This window comes from Streptomyces aurantiacus (assembly GCF_001418335.1).
In the GTDB taxonomy this organism is placed as follows: Bacteria; Actinomycetota; Actinomycetes; order Streptomycetales; family Streptomycetaceae; genus Streptomyces; species Streptomyces aurantiacus.
The window spans coordinates 1-21,452 of sequence record NZ_LIPP01000212.1 but is presented as its reverse complement, the minus strand read 5'-3'; the positions used below and the strand labels follow the sequence as shown (position 1 = coordinate 21,452).

The following is a 21,452-nucleotide window of genomic DNA, read 5'->3' as shown; positions in this document are numbered from 1 at the left end:
GCACGTTAGGTGAAGCGCACTTCACGTGACATCCGTACCGCGAACCGTTACGGAGTGCTGCGCCAGATCATCGCCCACTCGCCCACGTCCCGGCAGGAGTTGGCCGCCGCGACCGGGCTGAGCCTCGCCACGGTCGCCACGCTCGTCGGTGAGCTGCTCGATCTCGGCATGCTGACCGAGGTCGGCTTCGAGGACTCCGCGGGTGGCCGCCCGCGGGGACTCGTCGCCGTCAACACGTCGGGGGGCGCCCTGATCGGCGTCGACATCGCGGAGACGTACGTGCGGGTCGAGCTGTTCGACCTCGCGCTGAACGTACTGGCCCGCGCCGACGAGGGCATGCGCCCCGGTGAGATCCGCCCCGAGCAGGTCGTCGGGCACGTCGCCTCCGCCGTCGGCTCGGTGGTCGCGCAGGCCGGGGTCGAGGGCGCCCGTGTCCTCGGGGCCGGCGTCAGCGTGCCGGGGCAGGTGGACCGGGAGGCCGGCGTCTCGGAGTACGCGCCGAACTGGGACTGGCACGACGTGCCGCTCCTCGACCTGCTCGCCGAACACATCGCGTACCCCCTGTACTTGGACAATCCGCTGCGCGCCTGCGCCGTCGCCGAGTTGTGGTTCGGGGCCGCGCGCGGGCGCGGGCACGCCGTGGTGGTGAACCTCGGTACGGGTGTCGGCGCCGGGCTCGTCCTGGGCGGCGGCCTGCACCGGGGCGTCAGCAACAGCGCCGGCGAGTGGGGCCACACCACCCTCGTACTGGACGGTCGGCCGTGCCACTGCGGCAACCACGGATGCGTGGAGACGTACGTCGGGGCACCCGGAATCATGCTGAACCTGCGGGAGTCGAGCCCCGACAGCCCGCTGCTGCACCCCGCGGACCAGACCGCCACGATCGACGCGCTCGCCCGCGCGGTCGCCGCGCGGGACCCGGTGGCCGTCGAGGTGGTGCGGTACACCGCGCGCTACCTCGGCGCCGCCGTCGCCGACCTGGTGAACCTCCTCAACCCCGAGGTGGTCGTGCTCAGCAGCTGGGTCGCTGCCACGCTCGGCGAGCCGCTGCTGCACGAGGTGCGCGAAGCCGTGGCCCGGCACGCGCTGAAGCGCCCGCTGGCCGGCACCGAGATCGTCCTCTCCCCCATTCCGACGGACCCGGTCTGCCTGGGCGCGGCGACGTTCGCGCTGGAAGGCGCCCTCAGTTCGGTGGGTGTGAAGCCCGCGGCCGGCCAGGCCCCGGCCGGCAGGGTCGCCGACGCGCGTCGCACCGCCCCGGCGAGGAGCCGTACCGCACCGCCCTCGCGATGACCGTGTGCGTCTGCAACCGCGGGGGGCCTCCGCGCCATTGATGCATGGCCGGCACACCTTTGCGTCCGGCATTCCGGACGGTTCACAACGCTTCACGCGGGCTTCGTCCAACCCCTTGCCGAAGCATTGACCGAAGGTTAACGTCCCGCACCGCACCGCGAATCCCACGCACAGCGAATCCCCACGCACCGTGCCATCCCCACGCACCGCGTTGTCGAACCGAGTCGAACCGAGTCGAACCGAGTCGAGCCGCAGCCGTACTCAAGACAAGGACGTCACCATGTCGGCACCGAGCAGCAGCACCTGGGATCGTCGTTCCGTACTGCGAGCCGCCGCGGGCCTCGCCGCCCTCGGCCCGCTGGCCTCCTGTGGCGGCAACACCGGCCGTGAGGGCGGCGGCAGTTCCGGCAAAGGCCTCGTGCAGTACTTCCACGCGTACGGCGAGGCCGGTACGCAGGAGGCGATCAAGCGGTACGCCAAGGCCTACGACAAGGCCCGCGTGACCACTCAGTGGATCACCGGCAACAACTTCGAGAGCAAGCTGTTCTCGTCGCTGCTCACCGACAACGCGCCTGACGTCTTCGAGTTCCACCCCCAGCTCCAGCTGATCAAGAGCGGGCAGGTGGCGCCGCTGGACGACATCCTCGGCCCGGTCAAGGACGACTTCAACCCGGCGGACATCACGTCCCACACGGTCGACGGCAAGGTCTACGGCGTCCGCATGATCGACGACCCGCAGTTCTTCTTCTACCGCAAGTCGATCCTGGAGAAGGCGGGCGTGGGGGTCCCCCAGACCCTCGACGAGCTGGCCGAGGCCGCCGGCAGGCTCACCACCGACAAGGTCAAGGGCCTGTTCATCGGCAACAACATGGTGTCGACGAACTACGCCCTGGTCTGGGCGGCCGGCGCCGACCAGCTCGACGACAAGAACGAGATCGCGTACCACACCGACGACGTGGCCGCGGCGCTGAAGGTGTACCGCAAGATGTTCACGAGCGGCCATCTGCTCCTGGACGCCCCCGCCGACTACTGGGACCCCTCGGCCCTGGTCCAGGGACTCACCGCGATCCAGTGGTGCGGCATGTGGGCCATGCCCGTGATGCAGAAGGCCCTCGGCGACGACCTCGGCATCTTCCCGTTCCCCGCGGCGGCCTCCGGCGCCGAACCAGCCGTCTACAACGGCGGTTGGTCCATGTTCGTCAACGCCAAGGGCAAGAACGTCGACCTGGCCAAGGAGTACGTGAAATGGCTGTGGATCGACCAGAAGAAGTACCAGGAGGACTGGGCGCTCAGTTACGGCTTCCACATCCCGCCGCGCCAGTCGATCGCCGCGTCCGCCACCGAGCTCAAGTCGGGGCTGCCCGCCGAGGGCGTCAAGCTCTTCACCGACTACGGGCGCTTCGACAACATCTCCTGGACCCAGGCGATGATCACGGCGCTCGACGAAGTGATCGCCAACGCGGTCCGCAAGGGCACGGACCCGGAGAAGGCCCTCGACACGGCGGACGCCAAGGTCAACCGCGAACTCAAGAAGCTCTTCGGATAGGGCCGGCGCACGAGCGCACGAGCGCACGAGCGCACGAGCAGGCGAGCGGAAAGGCGGGCAGCGACATGTCGACCACGACGACGCGTGACACCACTCGACCCGCCCCGGCCGAGGTCCCCAGGGCCGGGCGGCGAAGGCGGGTACGGAGCAGCACGCTCAACTTCTGGATCTTCACGGGGCCTTTCCTCGCCGGCCTGGTGATCTTCGTCTACATCCCCATCGGGTGGAGCGCCTATCTCAGTTTCTTCGAGGCGCGCTACACGGTCACCCCCGACAAGTTCATCGGCTTCGACAACTACGAACTGATGCTGACGAGCGGCGACTTCACCGGTTCACTCGTCACGTTCACCGTCTTCGCGGCGATCATCGTGCCGGTCACCTGGGCGCTGTCGCTGGGCCTGGCGCTGATGGTGCACCGGCTGCGTTTCCTGAAGGCGTTCTTCCGGTCGGTCTTCTTCCTGCCGACGGCGTGCAGCTTCGTCGCCGCCTCGCTGATCTGGAAGATGTCCATCTTCAGCGGTGTCCGCTTCGGTCTGATGAACACCGTCCTCGGCTGGTTCGGCGTCGAGAACACCGCCTGGCTGGCCGACCCGAACCCGCCCTGGTACTGGCTGGTCATCGTGACCGTCCGCCTGTGGCTCCAGGCCGGCTTCTACATGATCCTGTTCCTGGCGGCGCTGCAGAACATCCCGCCCGTGCTCTACGAGGCCGCCGCGATCGACGGTGCCAGGCCGGGCTGGCAGACCTTCCGCCACATCACCCTGCCTCAGCTGCGGGCCACGTCGACCGCCGTGATCCTGCTGCTGCTCGTGGCCGCGTACCAGGCGTTCGACGAGTTCTTCAACCTGCTGGCGAAGTCGACCTGGGGGCGCCCGCCGCTCGTCGAGCTGTACTACACGGCGCTGGGCGAGGACCAGGACTACGGCGCCGGCAGTGCGGGCGCGGTCATCCTGACGCTGCTGATCTGCATGGTGACCCTGCTCCAGGGCAGGTTCCTCGGCTTCGGAAAGGGGGACGACGCCAGATGACGACCGTGAGACCGCTCCGCGCCCGGCGTGGTGTGCTCGGCTCCGCCGGCCTGTACTTCGCCACCGTCGTCTGCGCCCTGCTCTTCCTCGTCCCCTTCTATCTGATCGTCCGCAACGCCCTGTCCACGGACGCCGAGATCACCGGCGAGAACTGGAAGTGGTTCCCCACCGACGTCCAGTGGGGCAACGTCACCGAACTGTTCGACGACGCGACGGTGCCGTTCGGCCGGTCCCTGTGGAACTCGGCGGTCGTCGGGGTCCTGCACACCGTCGGCACGCTGCTGGTCTGCTCGCTCGCGGGCTACGGCCTGGCCCGTATCCCGTACCGGCACGCGAACAAGATCTTCTACGCGGTCCTGGTGACCCTGATGGTGCCGGCCGCCGTCACCTTCGTACCGAGCTTCGTGCTGGTGTCGTCGCTCGGCTGGGTGTCGAGTCTGCAAGGTCTCATCGTGCCGGGGCTGTTCAGTGGTTTCACCTGCTTCCTGTTCCGGCAGTACTTCCTGGGGTTCCCCAGAGAACTGGAGGAGGCGGCGCGCGTGGACGGGCTCGGGTACTGGGGCGCGTACTGGCGTGTCGTCGTGCCCAACTCGCTGAACTTCTTCGCCGCGATCGCGACCATCACGTTCATCAGCGGCTGGAACGCCTTCCTGTGGCCGCTGGTCATCGGCCAGGACCAGGAGTCGTGGACCGTGCAGGTCGCGCTCTCCTCTTACATGACGAACCAGACCGTCAACTTCCATCTGATCTTCATGGCCACCGCGGTTTCGATCCTGCCCCTGGTGCTCGTGTTCCTGTTCCTCCAGCGCTGGCTGGTGCAGGGGGTCGCGCAGACGGGCATCAAGGGCTGACCCGACCTAGGAGCACGATGTCTGTCCGCACCACGTCGCCCACGTCCGTCCCTTACGTCGAGTACGTCGAGTACGTCGAGGATCTTTCGCCCGGGAGGGGTACGCTGCCGCCCCGCGCGTGGTACGCGTCCTCCGACGCCGTCTCCCTCTCCCTGAACGGCAGTTGGCGTTTCAGGCTGTCGGCGACGGCGGACGCCGAGGACGACTCGTTCGCCGAGGAGGGGTACGACTCCGGGGACTGGGCGGAGGTGACGGTCCCCGGGCACTGGGTCCTCCAGGGCGACGGGGACTTCGGTGCGCCGATCTACACCAACCACCTGTATCCCTTCCCGGTGGATCCGCCGCGGGTGCCGACGGAGAACCCGACCGGTGACCATCTGCGGTTCTTCGACCTGCCGGACGACTGGCCCGCACCCTCGAACCGGCCCGCCTCTTCGGACGGGGACGCGGTCCTGCGCTTCGACGGGGTCGAGTCCTGCGCCCGGGTCTGGCTGAACGGGACGGACATCGGCGAGTTCAAGGGGTCCCGGCTGCCGCACGAGTTCGCGGTCGGGCACCTGCTGAAGCCGGCCCGGAACGTGCTGGCCGTGCGGGTCCACCAGTGGTCGGCGGGCTCGTACCTGGAGGACCAGGACCAGTGGTGGCTGCCCGGCATCTTCCGGGACGTCACGCTGCTCCACCGTCCCGCGGGCAGTGCGCTCGACTTCTTCGTCCACGCGTCGTACGACCATCGCGAGGGCACCGGGACCCTGCGGGTCGACTCCGAGGTCGACGGCCGGGTCGTCGTGCCCGGCCTGGACATCGATACCAAGACCGGGCAGGCCGTCGTGGTGCCGGTGCGGCCGTGGACCGCCGAGACTCCCCACCTGTACGACGGCACGCTGGTCACGGACGGGGAGCGGGTCCCGCTGCGGATCGGGTTCCGCACGGTCGCGCTGGAGGACGGTCTGATCAAGGTCAACGGCCGGGCGATCCTCTTCCGGGGTGTCAACCGGCACGAGTGGCACCCCGAGCACGGCCGCGCCCTGGACCTGGAGACCATGCGCGAGGACGTGCTGCTGATGAAGCGGCACAACGTGAACGCCGTGCGCACCTCCCACTACCCGCCGCACCCCGCCTTCCTGGACCTGTGCGACGAGTACGGACTGTGGGTCGTCGACGAGTGCGACCTGGAGACCCACGGTTTCACCGAGCAGGCCTGGCGCGACAACCCGGTGGACGACGACCGCTGGACCCCGGCGCTCCTGGACCGGGCGGCCCGCATGGTCGAGCGCGACAAGAACCACCCGTCGGTCGTCGTCTGGTCCCTCGGCAACGAGGCGGGCACCGGGCGCGGGCTGACCGCCATGGCCGAGTGGATCCGCGGCCGGGACGGCTCGCGGCTCATCCACTACGAGGGCGACCGGAACTGCCGTGACACGGACGTGTACTCACGGATGTACGCGGACCACGCCGAGGTCGAGCGGATCGGCCGGGGCCTGGACGGCGGCCCACTCAAACGACGCCGACTCCCACTCATTCTCTGCGAGTACGGGCACGCCATGGGCAACGGCCCCGGTGGGCTCGCCGACTACCAGCGGATCTTCGAGGAGCACGACCGGATCCAGGGCGGCTTCATCTGGGAGTGGATCGACCACGGCGTCAAGGACGAGCGGTACGGCTTCGCGTACGGCGGTGACTTCGGCGAGGAGTTGCACGACGGGAACTTCGTCTGCGACGGTCTGCTCTTTCCCGACCGCACGCCCTCACCCGGGCTCCTGGAGTACAAGAAGGCCATCGAGCCGGTCCGCATCAAGGGTGACGGCATCGGCACAGGGGTTGGCATCGACGTCGGCGGGACCGTCCGGGTCACCAACACGTACGACTTCGCGGACCTGTCGGCCCTGGCCTTCGAGTGGTCGTACGACGTCGACGGCGAGGCGGTCGAGGCGGGCGCCCTGAACGTGCCCGCTCTCGCGCCGGGCGAGTCCGCCGACGTGAAGCTGCCGGAACCGCCGGCGGACGCGCGAGGGGCCGAGACCAGGTGGACGGTCCGGGCGGCACTCGCCGAGGACTCGGCCTGGGGCGCGAAGGGTCACCTGGTGGCATGGGCCCAACTGCCGCTCGCAGAACGCCCTTTGGTGGACATCGCGGCCGGTGAGCGGCCCGTTCGCGACGGGCGCGGAGGCATCGAGCTGGGACCTGCCGTCTTCGCGTCCCGAACCGGCGAGCTGACGACCGTGGGCGGAATCGACGTCGTCGGCCCGAAGCTGGATGTGTGGCGGGCTCCGACCGACAACGACATGGGCGCGGCCTGGCAGTCGGACGTCCGCTACGGCGTGCTGTGGCGCAAGCTCGGCCTGCACCGGATGCGACACCGCCTCGACGCCGTCGAGTTGGCGGACGACGCGCTGATCGTACGTACCAGGGTGGCGCCGGCCGCGGCGGACGTGGGTCTGCGCACGGTCTACCGGTGGACGTCCGACGGAACCCGCCTGAGGCTGACCGTGTCCGTGGCGCCCGAGGGCGACTGGAACGTGCCGCTGCCACGGCTCGGCATCCGCCTCGGGCTGACCGCAGGCGACCGGGTGAGGTGGCACGGCGGCGGTCCCGGCGAGGGATACCCGGACACCGACTCGGCCTCGATGCTGGGCCGTTGGGAGTCCACGGTCGACGAACTGCAGACGCCGTACGTCCGCCCGCAGGAGAACGGGGCCCGCGCCGCGGTCCGCTGGGCGGAGATCGGCGAGGGGCCGGGACTCCGCGCCCTTCGGGTCGAGGGCGAACCGGAGTTCTGGTTCACGGCCCGTCGCTGGACGAGCGAGCAACTGGACGCGGCGGACCATCTGACGGATCTGACCGACCTGACGCCCGGAGACACGGTGTGGGTCAACCTCGACCACGGCCAGCAGGGCATCGGGTCGCAGTCCTGCGGCCCGGGCGCGCTGCCGCGGTACCAACTGTGGGCGCGCCCGGCAGAGTTCTCTTTCGTGTTCTCGGAGATCGACGGCTGACGACGTCAGGGGACGACGTCAGGTTGTCTCCGCCGGCCGACCTGTCGGACGGACCGCCGGAGGTCAGCCGGCCGAGTGGTTGATCACGGGCAGGAGCAGCCGGGAGGGGTGGTCCCCGCCGGTGTGGACGGTGTGCCGGCCGGCGTTGCGTGGTTCCTGGTGGTGGATGACCGCCGGAACTCCGGGATAGGTGTAGTAATCGCTGCCCTTCACCCGCACCGCCAGGCGCTCCCCGGCCCGGAACAGGGTCGAGGACGGCCAGATCTCGATGTCGACGAGGGTGGGACGGCCGGGTTCGAGCGGCACGGATCGGGCGTGGGTGTGCCACGGCTGCAGCGGGGTCGAACGCTCGACATCGAGGTCGCGGTGGCTGGCACGAAGCCATCCGAGGGCAACCGGCCCGTCGTGGAACATGGACTGGAACGGGAAGGGCACCCGCACGCCGTCACGGTCGAACTTCTCCACGGCCACGAAGAGATCGGCCTCGTCCGTCTCGCTCTCCACCCACAGCTGCAGGGACATGGTGCCGGTGACTTCGGTGTCCTCGTCGAGGTCAACCGAGAACTCCAGGAAATCCTGCGGGTTCTCGGAGTCGTAGCTGAGGCTGGACGCCGCCGGAAGGTCCTTCGCGAGCGCGCCGGCTGCGGCATCGAGGAACAGCGGCGTCGAGACAGTACCTTCGAGCGGCCAGGTGTTCTCGGCTCGTACCTCGCCCACGAAATGCGACTCGCGCACCTCGATGTTCAACCGCGGCCAGTCCAGCGTGGCGCCGGGTGCCTCTTTCAGGAATGTCGTGAAGAACTCCAGTTGCCGGTCCAGGCTCTCGGGGCGGTAGTAATAGGGCCACTTCATGCGGCCGTGCACCTCAAGCCACTTGTCACGGGAGCCGGCCTGTTTGAATCCCTCGATCGTGCCCCGGGTGTGAATGCCGTGGTCGCCCCAGTCCACGACGGCGTACAGCGGCACCTCGATCTTCGACAGGTCGGGCGTTCTCGCCTGCCAGTACGCATCGAAGTGCGGGTGCTGCTTGCACAGCTCGACGACGTCCTCCACCCGGTTGCGGGAGTAGGCCGTGGACTCGATCCACCACCCGCGGAAACGGGTCTCCCGGATCCCGCCCTGCATGGAGATGTCACGGTAGGGGTCGGAGTACCCCTCCCACGGGTTGATGGCGTACAGGTGCGGCGGCCGGGTCGCCGCCACGTTCCACTGACTCCACGCCAGGTAGGACACACCGGTCATGCCGACCCGTCCGTTGCTCCACGGCCGGCCGGCCGCCCACTCGACCATGTCGTACCCGTCGGCGGCCTCCTGCGGGGAATGGAACGTCAAGGACCCCTCCGATCCCCACGATCCGCGGGAATCCGCGTTGACGACGGCGAAGCCCTGATTGCACCAATACAGCGGGTCGGGGCCCTCCCACACGGTGTAGTGCGACACCGAGACACCCGTCGTTCCCGGGTCGACGAACCCGCGGTCGTCCTGCCCGGCTTGCGGGTACAGCATGTGGAACCCCTTGCGGGCATGTTTTCCGTACGGGCTGTAGGTGAACAGCACCGGCAGGTCCGACTGCCCCTCCGGGCGGAAGACGTCTACGCGCAGCACGACGCCGTCCCGCATCGGGACGGCCACGTCGCGCTCGACGATCAGGCCGTGCTCGACGCGGCGGGAAGGAGCCAGGCCGGGGTACCTCCCCTCTTCCGGTGGGATCGGCAGTCGGTAGAGAGTCTCGAAGCTTTCGTCGTTGGGCATGACAGGCCTTTCACATGACTGGTACTCAAGGAGGCAGGGTGAAACGCTGCTACGAGTTCGTGAGCAGATACTCCTTCGAGGCTTCGCCCTCTTCTGTGAGCTTCTCGAAGTCCTGGCCCACGAGGCGGCCGCCCCATTTGGCCACGACGCCGTTGACGAAGACGGCATCGACATTCTCGATGGCGGCGAAGTTCACGACCGTGCCGATGGAGGAGCCCGCGCCGCGCGTATTCACCTGGTCGAGCGTGAGGACAACCAGGTCGGCTTTCTTGCCGATTGTGAGCGTCCCGATGCGATGTGGCAATGCGGCATTCAGCGCGCCACCGATCGTCGCTGCCCTGAGTGCGTCCAGGGGCCCATAAGGGGCCGGGGGATCCGCCACGCCGGATTGCTGTTCACTGAAGCTCAGACCACGCTGCACCGTCTGCAGAACGCGCATTTCGGTAAAGAGGTCGTGCCCGTAGGCCAACTCGTTGTCCGAGCTGATGCCCTCTTGGATATTGCGCCGATTCGCCTCGATGATCGGGATAAAGGACCCGAGCCCGAGGTGCGGATCCGACCGGGGAACGACATTCACCGCGGCGCCGCTTTCGGCGATGGCGTCCCACGACCTGTCCGTCAGCCCCGAGCAGTGGTTGAGGGTGTGTCCCGGGTGCAGGAGGCCGGAGGTGAGGAGCTGTTCGGAATCGGTGACCCAGCCCCCCAGTTCCGAGGACACGTCGATGCCGTGTTCGGCCGCGAACCTCCAGGTCTCGGGCGTCGGCCAGCTGTCCATCATCCGGATGGTGATGAGTCCGTCGGCCGACGCGTATGTGTCGCGCAGGCGCAGGACGTCGGCGGGGAGCTGGTGGTTGTGATCGCCCTCCACGGCCGGCCCCGCCGCGTACACGGCCCGGATTCCCGATCCGCGTAGGGCCTCGATCGCTGCGTCCGAGTGTTCCGCACTGCGCGAATTGTGGCTGTTGTCGACAATCGTCGTCGTGCCGGCGTTCAACGCCCGCGCCGCGGTCAGTCGCTCGGCGACGGCGATGTCCTCGGGTCGGTAGGCTTTTCCCAGCTTTCCGTGCGTCAGGGCCATGTATTCCGCGAAAGTCACGTCAGGAGCAATGCCACGTAGTTGGCCCTCCCAGGCGTGGATGTGCGAGTCCACCAGTCCGGGAATGACGATCGACCCGGCGAGGTCGACGACAATGGCATTGCCGCCCACACGTGCTGCCAGATCCGGTCCGACCGCCTCGATCGTGTCACCCGCGATGAGGATGTCGCCATGGAATTCACCAGGACCGTCCATTGTAATGACGTGCGCGCCGGTGAGCAGAATGCGCCGACTCTTGTCACCCGTCGTGGCGGTTATCTTGTCCAGCTGTTCGGACTGTTGCGACGTTGACATGTTGTCATACCTGTCGTTTGGGGCTGCGGTGCCGGTACGGCTGGGATTCGATGAGAATTTAACGGGCCGACGGCGCGGGCACCGTGACTCAAGTTACGGCTGCCGGCCGACGGCCTCGCTAGCTTCAGTCACTGATGCCAACCCGTTCAGGAGGCCACGTTCTCGGTGCGCGAACCGCACCGAGCAGCGGGAGTTCCTGACAACAAGGAGGAAGTTATGCCGACCAGCGTCGATACCGGCTCGCAGCAGCAGGAACTGTTCATCGGGGGCAGTTGGACGGCGGCGGCCGACGGCGCCGTGTACGAGTCGCTGGACCCGTACACGGGCGAGGTCGCCTGCCGGGCGGCTGCCGCCTCGGTGGTGGATGTCAACCGTGCGGTGGATGCCGCGAGTGCGGCCTTCCCGGACTGGGCCGGCCGTTCGCCTGCCGAGCGGTCACGGACCCTGCTCGCCTGCGCGGACGCGATCGAGGCGCGCTCCGCGGAGATCTCCGAGGCGGTGACCGCGGAGATGGGCGGGCCGGCCGGGTGGGGTCACTTCAACATCAAGATCCTGGTCGACAAGGTGCGGTACGCCGCGATGTCCGCCTATGAGGGCCTGACGGGCGAGGTCATCCCGTCGGAGGATCCCCGTCGCACCGCACTGGCCATCCGCAAGCCGGTCGGCGTCGTGGCGAGCATCGTGCCCTGGAACGCCCCGGTCCTGCTCGTGGGCGCATCCGTGCCGGCGGCTCTCGTACTCGGCAACACCGTGGTGATGAAGGCTTCCGAGCAGACCCCTCGCACGCACGGACTGGTTGCGTCCTGCTTCGCCGAGGGCGGCCTGCCGGACGGCGTGCTCAACCTGATCACGAACGCCCCCGAGGACGCGGCCGAGGTCGTCGACGCGCTCGTCTCCCACGAGGCCGTGCGGCGTGTTCACTTCACCGGATCGACGCGGATCGGGCGGGTCATCGCCGAGCTGGCCGGCAAGACGCTCACGCCGGTCGTGCTGGAGCTCGGCGGCCACTCTCCCTTCATCGTCCTCGCCGACGCCGATCTGGACGTCGCGGTCAGCGCGGCCGCCTTCGGTTCGTTCGCCAACACCGGACAGGGTTGCCTGTCCACCGGCCGGATCGTGGTGGACCGCAGCATCGCCGACGAGTTCAGCCGCCGCTTGGTCGAGGTCGCGAACTCGATCGTCTACGGCGATCCCCGTCGCAAGGAGTCGATGTTCGGTCCGCTGATCAACGCGAACTCCATGAAACACGTCCAGGAGCTCGTCGCCGATGCGGTCGCAGGAGGAGCCGACCTGCTCGCGGGTGGAGTCGCCGACGGGCCGTGCTTCGCGCCGACCGTGCTCGCCGGAGTCACCCCGGCCATGCGCGCCTATCGGGAGGAGTCGTTCGGGCCCATGGTGACGGTCATTTCGGTCGACGGCCCCGAGGAAGCCCTTGCCGTCGCGAACGACAACGAGTACGGACTCAGCTCGGCGATCTTCAGCCGGAATGTGACTCTCGCGCTCGATCTGGCCAAGCGGCTGGACGTCGGCATGTGCCACATCAACGGCGCGACGCTGGACGACGAGGCGCAGATGCCCTTCGGCGGCGTGAAGAACAGCGGCTACGGGAAGTCCGGTGGCCGCACCGGCCTCGCCGAGTTCACCGAGGTCCAGTGGATCACCATCGAGGGCCCGGTCACTCCGCACTACCCGATCTCGGAGTAACCGAGGGCACGCACACCATCGGCCAGGGCGCAACGGTCGATTCCGGACGGCGCCCAGAAGGAGGACCAATGGAGTTCTTGGTCAGGTTCGAGACCAACCTCCCCGACACGATGCCCGTCGCCGAACGGAACCGATTGAAAGGTCTCGAACGTGACCGCGCTCAGCAGCTGCGAAGTGAGGGAACGCTTCTGCGCCTCTGGCGGGTCCCCGGAAGGCGAGCAGTGATCGGTCTCTGGGACACCGCGGACGCCACCCACCTGCACGACGCGCTGGCGTCCCTGCCCGCCTTCCCCTGGACGGACGTCACGGTTGAGGCGCTCGCCACCCATCCTCAGGAGCAACGATGACCACCAAACCGGCCGTGCCCGGGACGTACGTCTTCGACATCGCGGACAACCGTCAGGGATATGCGATCAACAAGCTGTGCTCGACGCTGACGACACCGGCGAATCGCGTGCGCTTCCTCGCCGACGAGGCGGGTTACTGCGATCGCTTCGACATGACGCCCGCACAACGCACCGCGTTGCTCAAGCGTGACTGGCGGTCGCTGCTGGACCTCGGGGGCTCGATCTTCTACGTCTACAAACTGGCGACGGTGGACAAGTTGTCGATGCAGTACCTCGGGGGCGTCTTCACCGGCATGACGACCGAGGACTTCATCGCGGCGATGAGGGCAGGAGGACGTCGCTGTGGCTGAGGTGATCTGGGGGCTGGCGACGAGCCACGTCCCGTCCATCGGCGCCGCCATGGACAACCACAGGACGCAGGAGCCTTATTGGAAGCCGCTGTTCGACGGCTACCAGCAGGCTCGCGACTGGATGGCCGAACACACGCCCGACGTCATCGTCCTGGTGTACAACGATCACGCCAACGCGATCGGCCTGGATCTCGTCCCGACCTTCGCGTTGGCAACGGCGGCCAGCTTTCCGGTCGCCGACGAGGGCTGGGGACGCCGTCCGGTCCCGACCGTGTACGGCCATCCCGATCTCGCGCAGCACCTTGTCGAGAGCCTTGTCGACGACGCGTTCGACATCACGGTCGCGCACCGACTCGCGGTGGATCACGGCTTCACGGTTCCGCTCTCGGTGTACGACCCCGACCCGGGTGATGCCTGGCCGTGTCCGGTGATTCCGCTGCTGGTCAACGTCATTCAGTACCCGCAGCCCACCGCGGCCCGGTGTTATGACCTCGGCAAGGCCCTGGGCAGAGCCATTCGCGCCTACCCCGACGACCTGAAGGTTGCCGTGTTCGGCACCGGCGGGATGTCGCACCAGCTTGCCGGGGAACGCGCCGGCCTGATCAATCCGGTCTTCGACGCGATGTTCATGAGCAGGATTCAGAACGATCCGCAGGCACTGGCGTCCCTCAGCCGCGAAACGTACGTCACGGAGGCCGGCTCCGAAGGTATCGAGATGATCATGTGGCTGGTCATGCGCGGTGCGATGGACGAGGACATCACGAGGATCTCGGAGACTTATCACGTGCCGGCGTCGAACACCGCCGCGGCGCTCGCGCTCTTTGAGAACAAGGTTTCAGGACGGTGACCGACTTGGTGCTCCTGCACGGGGCGTGGCACGGAGGCTGGTGCTGGGCGAGGGTGGCCACCCGCCTCCGCGCTGCCGGGCACTCGGTGTTCAGCCCGACGTTCACCGGCGTGAGCGACCGCGCGCATCTGTTGTCCCCGCAGGTCGATCTGAGCACGCACGTCGACGACGTCGTGCGGCTGATGGACGCCGAGGACCTGCACGACGTGGTCCTCGTCGGCCACAGCTATGCGGGAATGGTGGTCGCCGGCGTCGCCGAGCAGCGCCCTGACCGGATCCGGACCCGGGTGTACCTGGACGCCTTCCTCCCGCGCAGCGGCGAGTCCGCGATCGATCTGTTGCCCGACCGCGTCGCCCACCACTACCGCGAATCCGTCAGCGGCCCGGGATTCGGTTGGCTCATCCCGCCGCGGTCGCTCAAGGTGCTGGGTGTCACGGCCACCGAAGACCTCGACTGGCTGACCCCTCGTCTCACGCCGCAACCGTGGGCCACCTACACAGCGGCAGTCACGCTGACCGCACGGGAACGAGACGTTCCGGCGGTCTACATCGAGTGCACGTCCTGGCTGCGCGTCTTCGCTTCGTCGGCCGAACGGGCGCGCGAGCTCGGGTGGCCCGGGTACGAACTCGACACCGGACACGAGGCGATGGTGACCGCGCCGGACCCACTGGCGCTGCTTCTCGACCAACTGGCCGTCTGAGCGGTCGTCGTGTGCCTGCCGAGCGCCGCGGCGTCCAGGTCACGAGGAATCCTGAGCCCGACCCGGGCCCGACCCGGGACAGACCACAACAACCAGAGGTGAGGCGTACATGCAGTACTACCCCCAGGCGACGGACGCGCTCCGATGAAGACCGTCATCGTCACCGACTGCCCCCGGGCCGACCCCGCCGAGATCAAGCGGCTCGCCGGCTTCGGCGTCGCCACGGTGCACGAAGCACTGGGCCGGGTCGGTCTGGTCGGCGCGGGCATCAGGCCGATCCAGCACGATGTCCGCGCGGCCGGCAACGCCGTCACGGTGCTGAGCCGGCCCGGTGACAACCTCATGATCCACGCGGCCGTCGAGCAGTGCCGCGCCGGAGATTTCCTCGTCGTCGCCACGACGTCGCCTTCCAGCGACGGGATGTTCGGTGAGCTGTTCGCCACGGCGTTGCAACGACGGGGGGTCCGAGGGCTGGTGATCACGGCGGGCGTGCGCGACACCTCGGAGCTGCGCCGGCTGCAGTTCCCCGTCTGGTCTGCAGCGATCAACGCGCAGGGCACCGTCAAGGCGACCGCCGGATCGGTGAACGTGCCGATCGTCGTGGGCGGCGCGGTGGTGCGTCCCGGCGACGTCGTGCTCGCCGACGACGACGGCGTGCTGGTGGTACCGAGAGAGCGGGTCGGCGACGCCCTCGCGGCTTCCGAGGCGCGTGAGGCCAAGGAGGCCCTGACCCGGGTCGCCTTCCGGGACGGCCAACTGGGGCTCGACCGGTACGGCTTGCGCAGCGTGCTGGCCGATCAGGGCGTCGACTACGTGGCGTGGGAGGACCAGCAGGGCCACTGAGGATCCCGGACGGCGGTATGCCATGATATCGGCGTCAGTAATGGCAATGGCAATCATCCAGATGGGCACGTCTTTGCGGTGTGTGGCGCCGTGTGCGAGAGAGAGCGAGCACGGTGCATGAACGCTCCGGAGTCCCTCCCCGCAGCAGCACGGAATGCGTGGAACGACAGCCTGCTCGCACAGTTTCCGGAACACGTCGCCGGGGTCCTGGCTGATCGGGCCAGGCTGAGGCACTTCGCCAGCGGCGACGCCGTCCACGGCGCGGGGGAAGCGTCGGGAGTGGTGTATCTGATCGTCGAGGGGCTGGCCCGCATCTTCGTCAGCTCGCCGGCCGGCCGCGAGATGACGGTGCGTTACGCGGCACGTGGTGAGCTGGTCGGCCTGCCTACCCTGGCGGCCGGCCGGCACAACCCGGGTGTCTCGGTCAAGGCCATGATCGACACCGATTGCGTGTCGTTGTCGGCGAGCAGCCTGTCCCGCCTCGCGGCGACCGAGGTCGGGGTGGCGTGGCCCATCGCACGGTACATCGCGGAGACGCTGCATCTTTCCGAGCAGCTGTGGAGCAACAACGTGTTCCAACAGGTGCCGCCGCGCGTGGCCTATCACCTGTTGGAGCTGTGCACGCGTGAGGCCGGCGGTCTGGTCGTGCACGCCACGCAGGACGAGGTCGCGCGCGCGGTGGGATCAGTGCGCGAGGTCGTCGCCAGAACCCTCGGGGACTTTGCATCCCGCGCCCTCATCGAGCGGGAGCCCCGCATCATCCGCCTGCTGGACCCCGCGGGCCTGCACCGGATCGCGGCCACCCAGCCGCGTTGAGTGCGCCATCCGTCTCACATGATCGGTGGGGCGAACACGTTCCTCGCGAACTCGGTGGGGTCGTTCGGGTTGGGGAAGCGGCTCTCTCCGCCACAACCCGTTCACGCGCGCTCCGGTTCATCCGCAAGCGCCCGAGGACCCAGGGGCTCAAGTCCGGAAGTCGTCCACCCACACCACGACCCCCGTCCACCCCGAGAGCACCGCGGCCGTGCCCGCCCGGACCGCCGCCGCGCAGCGGGCCGCGGTGAACGACGCGGGGTCGTAGGTCGAGGACATCCCGAGGCCCTCGCCGCGGAACGACGCTCCCGACCAGTCGACCGAGGTCACGTTGTGGGTGGGTTCGGCCAGTTCCGCTCCCACCACCAGAAACTGCTGGGAGAGATGGTTCGGGGTGACCGTCGCCAGCGCGTCGATCAGTTCGTTGCCCGCGCTGACGACGAGGTCCGGCCGCATGCCGATCGCCCTGTCGGCGGCGTGGACCATGTCGGAGGCATCGGTCACGGTCTCGGTGCGCAGGTCGACCCGCTCGCGATCGGCCCATTCCCGTACCGCCGTCACGAGCGCCTTCGTCGGCCGGTCGGTGCCCGCGGTCAGCAGGACCACCCGGTAGCCCTCGGAAGGCCGGACCTCCGACCACGAACCGGGCCGCGGGGTGACGGTCGCCTCCGGCGCGGGCGAGGCGGACGGGTCGACGAACCCCGGGCCCAGCGCTCCGACGGCAGAGGGCCGCGGGTGGGGCTGCGACCAGTCGTCGCCGTCACCACAGCCGGCGGCGAGGGCGACGACCGAGGCCAGGGCGGCGGCGGTCAGGAGCGGGCGGCGCAAGTCGATCGTCCTCCGTGACAGGGCGTGACAGGGGCGGGTACGCCGACATCCTGCGCCCCCGCTCACCAGCAATTCCATCCGCTCAGCCTTGATCGAGCAGGTGTTCTCCCACGGTTCGCCGAACGGCCCCCACGGATTCACCCCCGACCAGGACGGTGCACGGGCAACCACAAGGAGCCCCATGTCACACCCTGTTCGCCGCCCTCTGGCCGTTCTCGCCGTGGCGGTGTTCCTCGTCCTGCTCGGCCTCGGCGGCCCCGCCTCCGCACATGGCTTCACCTCGACCGTGTACGTACACGTCACCGGCGACGGTGACGGTGACGGTGACGACCGGTTGCGGACCGAGCTGAAGCTTGAGTACGACCTCCTGGTGGTGTCCGCCGCCGACGCCGGGCACGACGACCCCCTCTTCCGCGCCGGGACCGAGGCGTTCGACGCCGAAGACACCAAGGCGCAGGCCGCCGCGCTGGAAGCCCACCGAGCGACGGTCGTCGACTACGTCACCCGGCGCTTCACGGTCACCGCGGCCGGCGACGCCTGCCGACCCGCCCCGGTAGGCGGATTCCGCATGGGCCGGGAGGAGGGCGTGCCCTACGTCCTGCTGGCCCTCGACTGGACCTGCGCGGAGGAGGGTGACAGCCACGTCACCGTCGACCACGAGATCCGCAGCGGCCTCTTCCCGGACTCCGAGAAGTACGTCAAGGGAACCAAGACCATCGTCACGTACGCGGTGGACGGCCACAGCGGCAGCGCCGCTCTCGACGCCGCCCACCCGTCCTTCTCCCTCGCACAGTCGTGGACCGAACGTTTCTGGGAGTTCTTCCGCCTGGGCGCCGAACACCTGCTGACCGGCATCGACCACATCCTGTTCCTGCTCGCGCTCATCGCCGGATCACGGCGACCGCGCGAGATCGTCCTGGCGGCCACCAGTTTCACGCTGGCCCACTCGGTGACGTTCCTGCTCGCCGCCCTCGGTCTGGTGGACGTACCTGCGCGCCTCGTGGAACCCGTCATCGCGCTGTCCATCGCCGTGGTCGCGGGCTGGCACCTGTGGCGGATCCGGCAGCGTGGCGTCCACGTCACCGACCTGCCGGTCCCGGGCGACGGCGGCCACTTCGCCCTCGACCGTGCCGGGTGGACGCGGCTGGGCGTGGTGTTCTGTTTCGGGCTGGTCCACGGCCTGGGCTTCGCCGGCGCGCTCGGTATCGACGCGGCCTGGTCGTGGACCCTGCTGTGGTCGCTGCTCGTCTTCAACGTCGGTATCGAGGCTGTCCAGTTGGCCGTCATCGCCGTGGTGTTCCCCCTGCTGCTCCTGCTGCGGCGACGGTCCCGCCGGGCGGGCCTGTGGGCGACCGGCACGATCAGCGCGGGCGTCGCCGGCATGGGTCTCGTCTGGTTCGTACAGCGCACGTTCGGGTTGTCCTGAAGCCGTCCTGAAGCTCTGCCCTGACCTGAATGTTCAACAGATCCCGAGTCGGCCTTTATGCGGGGTTTACCTGGTACCGAAAGCTTGACGATCTCCATTGCGCTCACACCGTGGGTGCACAGAAGAACAGAAGAAACGACACTCCATGAGCTCCATGAGAACAAAGCTCTTCGCAGGGGCCCGCGGGCCCGTGCGACGCCGCGTGGCAGGCACCGCCGTCGCGGCATCCGTGGGCCTGATCCTGACCCTCGGCGGCGGCGGACTCACTTCCCCCGCTGCCGCCGCCGACCCCGCCGCCCTCACCGGCATCGTTCTCGGTGTCGGCGCCAACGAGACCCAGCGCACCGTCAGCTGGTACTCCTCCGCCGACACCGCGCAGAAGATCCAGGTCGCCCCCACCGCCCGGCTGGCCGCCGGCGAGTTCCCCGCGGACGCCGCCACGTTCGACGCCCTGGGCGGCGCCAACATCTCCACCAGCGGCGGCTACAACCGCCACGCCACCATCACCGGCCTGAAGGAGAACACCGCGTACTCCTACCGCGTCGGCGGCGAGGGCAACTGGTCGGCCGCCTACGCCTTCAGGACGCAGGACTTCGAGGGCGAGTACGACTTCCTCTTCCTGGGCGACCCGCAGATCGGCTCCTCCGGCGACACCGCGAAGGACCAGGCCGGCTGGCAGGACACCCTCGACGTGGCCACCCAGGCCAACAAGAACGCCGAACTCCTCGTCTCCGGCGGCGACCAGGTCGAGAGCGCCAACAACGAGTCCCAGTGGAACGCGTTCCTCGCCCCCGACCAGCTGCGCCAGGTGCCGTTCGCGGCGACCATCGGCAATCACGACGTCGGCGGCAAGGCCTACGAGCAGCACTTCTCCACACCGAACACGGACCGTTCGGGCGCGTACTACTCGAACGGCAACCCGGCGTCCAACACGTCCGGCGGCGACTACTGGTACATCTACAAGGATGTGCTGTTCATCGACCTGAACAGCAACAGCTACGCCACCTCGCAGGGTGGTGGCGGCGACGAGGCGCACACCAAGTACGTCACGGACGTCATCAACCAGCACGGCTCCGAGGCCAAGTGGAAGGTGCTCGTCTACCACCACTCGATCTACTCCCCGGCCTCCCACGCCAAGGACGGCGACAACAAGGCGCGCCGTGTGGACTTCCCGACCACGTTCTCCAAGCTGGGCGTGGACATCGTGCTGCAGGGTCACGACCACAGCTATTCCCGCAGCTACCTCATCAAGAACGGTGAGAAGGCGAACAAGAACGAGCAGCCCGCCGCCGCCGACGTCTACCCCGGCCCCGGCGGCGTCCTGTACGTCACCGCCAACTCCGCGTCGGGCTCGAAGTACTACGACATCACCAAGCCCGACAGCAGCGGCACCAGCGGCGCGGGCAACGGCGCGGACCCGCTGAACCCCGACAGCTACTGGTACAACTCGGTCCAGAACCAGGAGCACGTGCGCAGCTACGTCAAGGTGCAGGTGCGCAACGAGAAGCTCGTCGTGGAGAACATCCGCAGCGGCACCTGCGCGGCCCCCAACTCCGAGGTGGAGCACGGCGACTGGTGCAACAACACCACCGCCGACCAGCCCGTCGGCTCGGTCGTCGACAAGGTGAGCGTCCACCCGTACAACGGAGACGGCCAGTCGCTCCAGGTCGACGTGCCCGACGCCGCGCCGGGTGAGTTCGGCTGGACCATCGACGGCTACAACGGTCTGGTGGACCTCGGTACCGCCAAGGAGCAGGACGGCGACCACTTCACCGCCGCAGGCAAGATCAACCCGATCCTCGTCACGGACTCCCGCCGCACGCTCTCCCCGTGGGCCGTGTCGGCCAACGTGAGCGACTTCAAGGACGCCGACAAGACGTTCCCCGGCTCCTACCTCGGCTGGTCCCCGTACATCCTCGACCAGGGCGCCGGTGCCCAGGCCGGTGTCTCCGTGGCCTCGGGCTACGACGACCAGGGCAAGGGCCTGTCCGTCTCGCGCGGCCTCAGCTCCGCCGAGCAGGGACACGCCCGCGGCAAGGCCAGGCTGGGCGCCGACCTGGATCTCAAGATCCCGGACAGCGTCCGGAAGGGCGGCTACCGCGCGACCCTGACGATCACCGCGCTGAGCAGCTGACCGAACCCGTTCCATCAGCGGGGCGGGCGGGCGACCGGCTCACCGGCCGCCCGCCTGCCCCGCCCCTTCCAGCAGAGCCCGATGCCCAATGCCCGATGCCCGAAGCCCGGAGAGCCCCACCATGCGCATGTCCCCCACAGACCGCCGTACGATCCGAGCCGTCCAGGGTTACGTCCTTCCGCGTCACGCCGTTCTGCGTCACGCCGTCCTGCGCTCGGTGATCCTGGCGATGCTGGCGGCTCTCGCGTTCGCCGTCACGTCCGCCGGTCCCGCCCGGGCCGCCGACGGCGACGTGACCTGGACGGTCCGCACGGCCGCGAACGGGTACGGGGACGACCGGTCCAGCTTCAGCTACGGCGTCAACCCCGGTGGCCAGGTCAAGGACGCCATGGTCGTCGCCAACCACGGCAGGACCGAACTCCGCCTCGCCCTCTACGCCTCCGACGGCTACACCACCGAGAAGGGCCAACTCGACCTCCTCACCAAGGAGAAGAAGTCCCTCGGCATCGGCGCCTGGGTCCACGCCACCGGTGACGGTGCCGGCACCGTCAGGATCGCGCCCGGCAAGACGGCCGAGATCCCGTTCACCGTCAAGGTCCCGCGCAA

General features: G+C 68.6%; 17 protein-coding genes and 1 pseudogene. 15 read left to right on the top strand and 3 right to left on the bottom strand.

Features of this window, described 5'->3' with window-relative positions; translation table 11 throughout:
- The first annotated feature begins 9 nt into the window (after positions 1 to 9).
- The 5 genes from AOK01_RS26095 to AOK01_RS26075 all read left to right on the top strand — a co-directional run bounded on the left by AOK01_RS26095 (position 10) and on the right by AOK01_RS26075 (position 7,711).
- Complete coding sequence (locus AOK01_RS26095) at positions 10 to 1,293, top strand: ROK family transcriptional regulator (protein ID WP_055515811.1); 1,284 nt, start codon at positions 10 to 12, stop codon at positions 1,291 to 1,293.
- 280 nt (positions 1,294 to 1,573) lie between these two features.
- Positions 1,574 to 2,839, top strand: coding sequence for an ABC transporter substrate-binding protein (locus tag AOK01_RS26090; protein ID WP_055515809.1), 1,266 nt, complete (start codon positions 1,574 to 1,576; stop codon positions 2,837 to 2,839).
- 65 nt (positions 2,840 to 2,904) lie between these two features.
- On the top strand, positions 2,905 to 3,867 hold the full coding sequence (locus tag AOK01_RS26085; RefSeq protein ID WP_055515807.1) for a carbohydrate ABC transporter permease: 963 nt from the start codon (positions 2,905 to 2,907) through the stop codon (positions 3,865 to 3,867).
- A complete protein-coding gene (locus tag AOK01_RS26080; protein WP_055515805.1) occupies positions 3,864 to 4,718 on the top strand; it encodes a carbohydrate ABC transporter permease in 855 nt (284 codons plus the stop codon). The genes AOK01_RS26085 and AOK01_RS26080 overlap by 4 nt, the downstream gene beginning before the upstream one ends.
- Positions 4,719 to 4,735: 17 nt before the next feature.
- Positions 4,736 to 7,711: a glycoside hydrolase family 2 TIM barrel-domain containing protein gene (locus tag AOK01_RS26075; RefSeq protein WP_055515803.1), complete on the top strand. Its 2,976-nt coding sequence runs from the start codon at positions 4,736 to 4,738 to the stop codon at positions 7,709 to 7,711.
- Positions 7,712 to 7,774: 63 nt separating this feature from the next.
- Here the strand turns inward: AOK01_RS26075 and AOK01_RS26070 are convergent, their stop codons facing one another.
- Both AOK01_RS26070 and AOK01_RS26065 read right to left on the bottom strand, forming a co-directional pair.
- Positions 7,775 to 9,463, bottom strand: a complete 1,689-nt coding sequence (locus tag AOK01_RS26070; protein ID WP_055515801.1) for a CocE/NonD family hydrolase — start codon at positions 9,461 to 9,463, stop codon at positions 7,775 to 7,777.
- A gap of 49 nt (positions 9,464 to 9,512) precedes the next feature.
- Complete coding sequence (locus tag AOK01_RS26065) at positions 9,513 to 10,853, bottom strand: amidohydrolase family protein (protein ID WP_055515799.1); 1,341 nt, start codon at positions 10,851 to 10,853, stop codon at positions 9,513 to 9,515.
- Between the two features lie 216 nt (positions 10,854 to 11,069).
- Between AOK01_RS26065 and AOK01_RS26060 the strand changes: the two genes are divergently transcribed.
- The 7 genes from AOK01_RS26060 (at position 11,070) to AOK01_RS26030 (ending at position 16,461) form a co-directional block, all read left to right on the top strand.
- Entirely contained in the window at positions 11,070 to 12,557 is a 1,488-nt protein-coding gene (locus AOK01_RS26060) for an aldehyde dehydrogenase family protein (protein WP_055515797.1), read from the top strand.
- Between the two features lie 68 nt (positions 12,558 to 12,625).
- A complete protein-coding gene (locus AOK01_RS26055) occupies positions 12,626 to 12,904 on the top strand; it encodes a muconolactone Delta-isomerase (RefSeq protein WP_055515795.1) in 279 nt (92 codons plus the stop codon).
- Positions 12,901 to 13,254, top strand: a complete 354-nt coding sequence (locus tag AOK01_RS26050) for a protocatechuate 3,4-dioxygenase (RefSeq protein ID WP_055515792.1) — start codon at positions 12,901 to 12,903, stop codon at positions 13,252 to 13,254. Before AOK01_RS26055 ends, AOK01_RS26050 begins: the two co-directional genes overlap by 4 nt.
- Positions 13,247 to 14,101, top strand: coding sequence for a class III extradiol dioxygenase subunit beta (locus AOK01_RS26045; RefSeq protein ID WP_055515791.1), 855 nt, complete (start codon positions 13,247 to 13,249; stop codon positions 14,099 to 14,101). The genes AOK01_RS26050 and AOK01_RS26045 overlap by 8 nt, the downstream gene beginning before the upstream one ends.
- Positions 14,098 to 14,802: an alpha/beta fold hydrolase gene (locus AOK01_RS26040; protein ID WP_055515789.1), complete on the top strand. Its 705-nt coding sequence runs from the start codon at positions 14,098 to 14,100 to the stop codon at positions 14,800 to 14,802. Before AOK01_RS26045 ends, AOK01_RS26040 begins: the two co-directional genes overlap by 4 nt.
- Positions 14,803 to 14,946: 144 nt before the next feature.
- The gene (locus tag AOK01_RS26035) at positions 14,947 to 15,645 is read left to right on the top strand and encodes a 4-carboxy-4-hydroxy-2-oxoadipate aldolase/oxaloacetate decarboxylase (RefSeq protein ID WP_055515787.1); all 699 of its coding nucleotides are present in this window, start codon (positions 14,947 to 14,949) and stop codon (positions 15,643 to 15,645) included.
- A gap of 117 nt (positions 15,646 to 15,762) precedes the next feature.
- Entirely contained in the window at positions 15,763 to 16,461 is a 699-nt protein-coding gene (locus tag AOK01_RS26030) for a Crp/Fnr family transcriptional regulator (protein ID WP_055515785.1), read from the top strand.
- Positions 16,462 to 16,608: 147 nt separating this feature from the next.
- Here the strand turns inward: AOK01_RS26030 and AOK01_RS26025 are convergent, their stop codons facing one another.
- Complete coding sequence (locus AOK01_RS26025) at positions 16,609 to 17,286, bottom strand: type 1 periplasmic-binding domain-containing protein (protein ID WP_055515783.1); 678 nt, start codon at positions 17,284 to 17,286, stop codon at positions 16,609 to 16,611.
- Positions 17,287 to 17,467: 181 nt separating this feature from the next.
- Between AOK01_RS26025 and AOK01_RS26020 the strand changes: the two genes are divergently transcribed.
- The 3 genes and pseudogenes from AOK01_RS26020 to AOK01_RS26010 form a co-directional block, all read left to right on the top strand.
- Positions 17,468 to 18,712: a HupE/UreJ family protein gene (locus tag AOK01_RS26020; RefSeq protein WP_055515781.1), complete on the top strand. Its 1,245-nt coding sequence runs from the start codon at positions 17,468 to 17,470 to the stop codon at positions 18,710 to 18,712.
- A 154-nt stretch (positions 18,713 to 18,866) separates the two neighbouring features.
- Complete coding sequence (locus AOK01_RS26015) at positions 18,867 to 20,846, top strand: purple acid phosphatase family protein (protein WP_055515779.1); 1,980 nt, start codon at positions 18,867 to 18,869, stop codon at positions 20,844 to 20,846.
- Positions 20,847 to 20,973: 127 nt separating this feature from the next.
- Positions 20,974 to 21,452, top strand: a pseudogene (locus tag AOK01_RS26010) (WxL protein peptidoglycan domain-containing protein); the annotation flags it as partial.

What these genes read in the sequence shown, in the direction of transcription:
- AOK01_RS26090 (WP_055515809.1), top strand. Translation starts at nt 1,574, where the DNA reads ATGTCGGCACCGAGCAGCAGCACCTGGGATCGTCGTTCCGTACTGCGA.
- AOK01_RS26085 (WP_055515807.1), top strand. Translation starts at nt 2,905, where the DNA reads ATGTCGACCACGACGACGCGTGACACCACTCGACCCGCCCCGGCCGAG.
- AOK01_RS26080 (WP_055515805.1), top strand. Translation starts at nt 3,864, where the DNA reads ATGACGACCGTGAGACCGCTCCGCGCCCGGCGTGGTGTGCTCGGCTCC.
- AOK01_RS26075 (WP_055515803.1), top strand. Translation starts at nt 4,736, where the DNA reads ATGTCTGTCCGCACCACGTCGCCCACGTCCGTCCCTTACGTCGAGTAC.
- AOK01_RS26070 (WP_055515801.1), bottom strand. Translation starts at nt 9,463, where the DNA reads ATGCCCAACGACGAAAGCTTCGAGACTCTCTACCGACTGCCGATCCCA.
- AOK01_RS26065 (WP_055515799.1), bottom strand. Translation starts at nt 10,853, where the DNA reads ATGTCAACGTCGCAACAGTCCGAACAGCTGGACAAGATAACCGCCACG.
- AOK01_RS26060 (WP_055515797.1), top strand. Translation starts at nt 11,070, where the DNA reads ATGCCGACCAGCGTCGATACCGGCTCGCAGCAGCAGGAACTGTTCATC.
- AOK01_RS26055 (WP_055515795.1), top strand. Translation starts at nt 12,626, where the DNA reads ATGGAGTTCTTGGTCAGGTTCGAGACCAACCTCCCCGACACGATGCCC.
- AOK01_RS26050 (WP_055515792.1), top strand. Translation starts at nt 12,901, where the DNA reads ATGACCACCAAACCGGCCGTGCCCGGGACGTACGTCTTCGACATCGCG.
- AOK01_RS26035 (WP_055515787.1), top strand. Translation starts at nt 14,947, where the DNA reads ATGAAGACCGTCATCGTCACCGACTGCCCCCGGGCCGACCCCGCCGAG.
- AOK01_RS26030 (WP_055515785.1), top strand. Translation starts at nt 15,763, where the DNA reads ATGAACGCTCCGGAGTCCCTCCCCGCAGCAGCACGGAATGCGTGGAAC.
- AOK01_RS26020 (WP_055515781.1), top strand. Translation starts at nt 17,468, where the DNA reads ATGTCACACCCTGTTCGCCGCCCTCTGGCCGTTCTCGCCGTGGCGGTG.
- AOK01_RS26015 (WP_055515779.1), top strand. Translation starts at nt 18,867, where the DNA reads ATGAGAACAAAGCTCTTCGCAGGGGCCCGCGGGCCCGTGCGACGCCGC.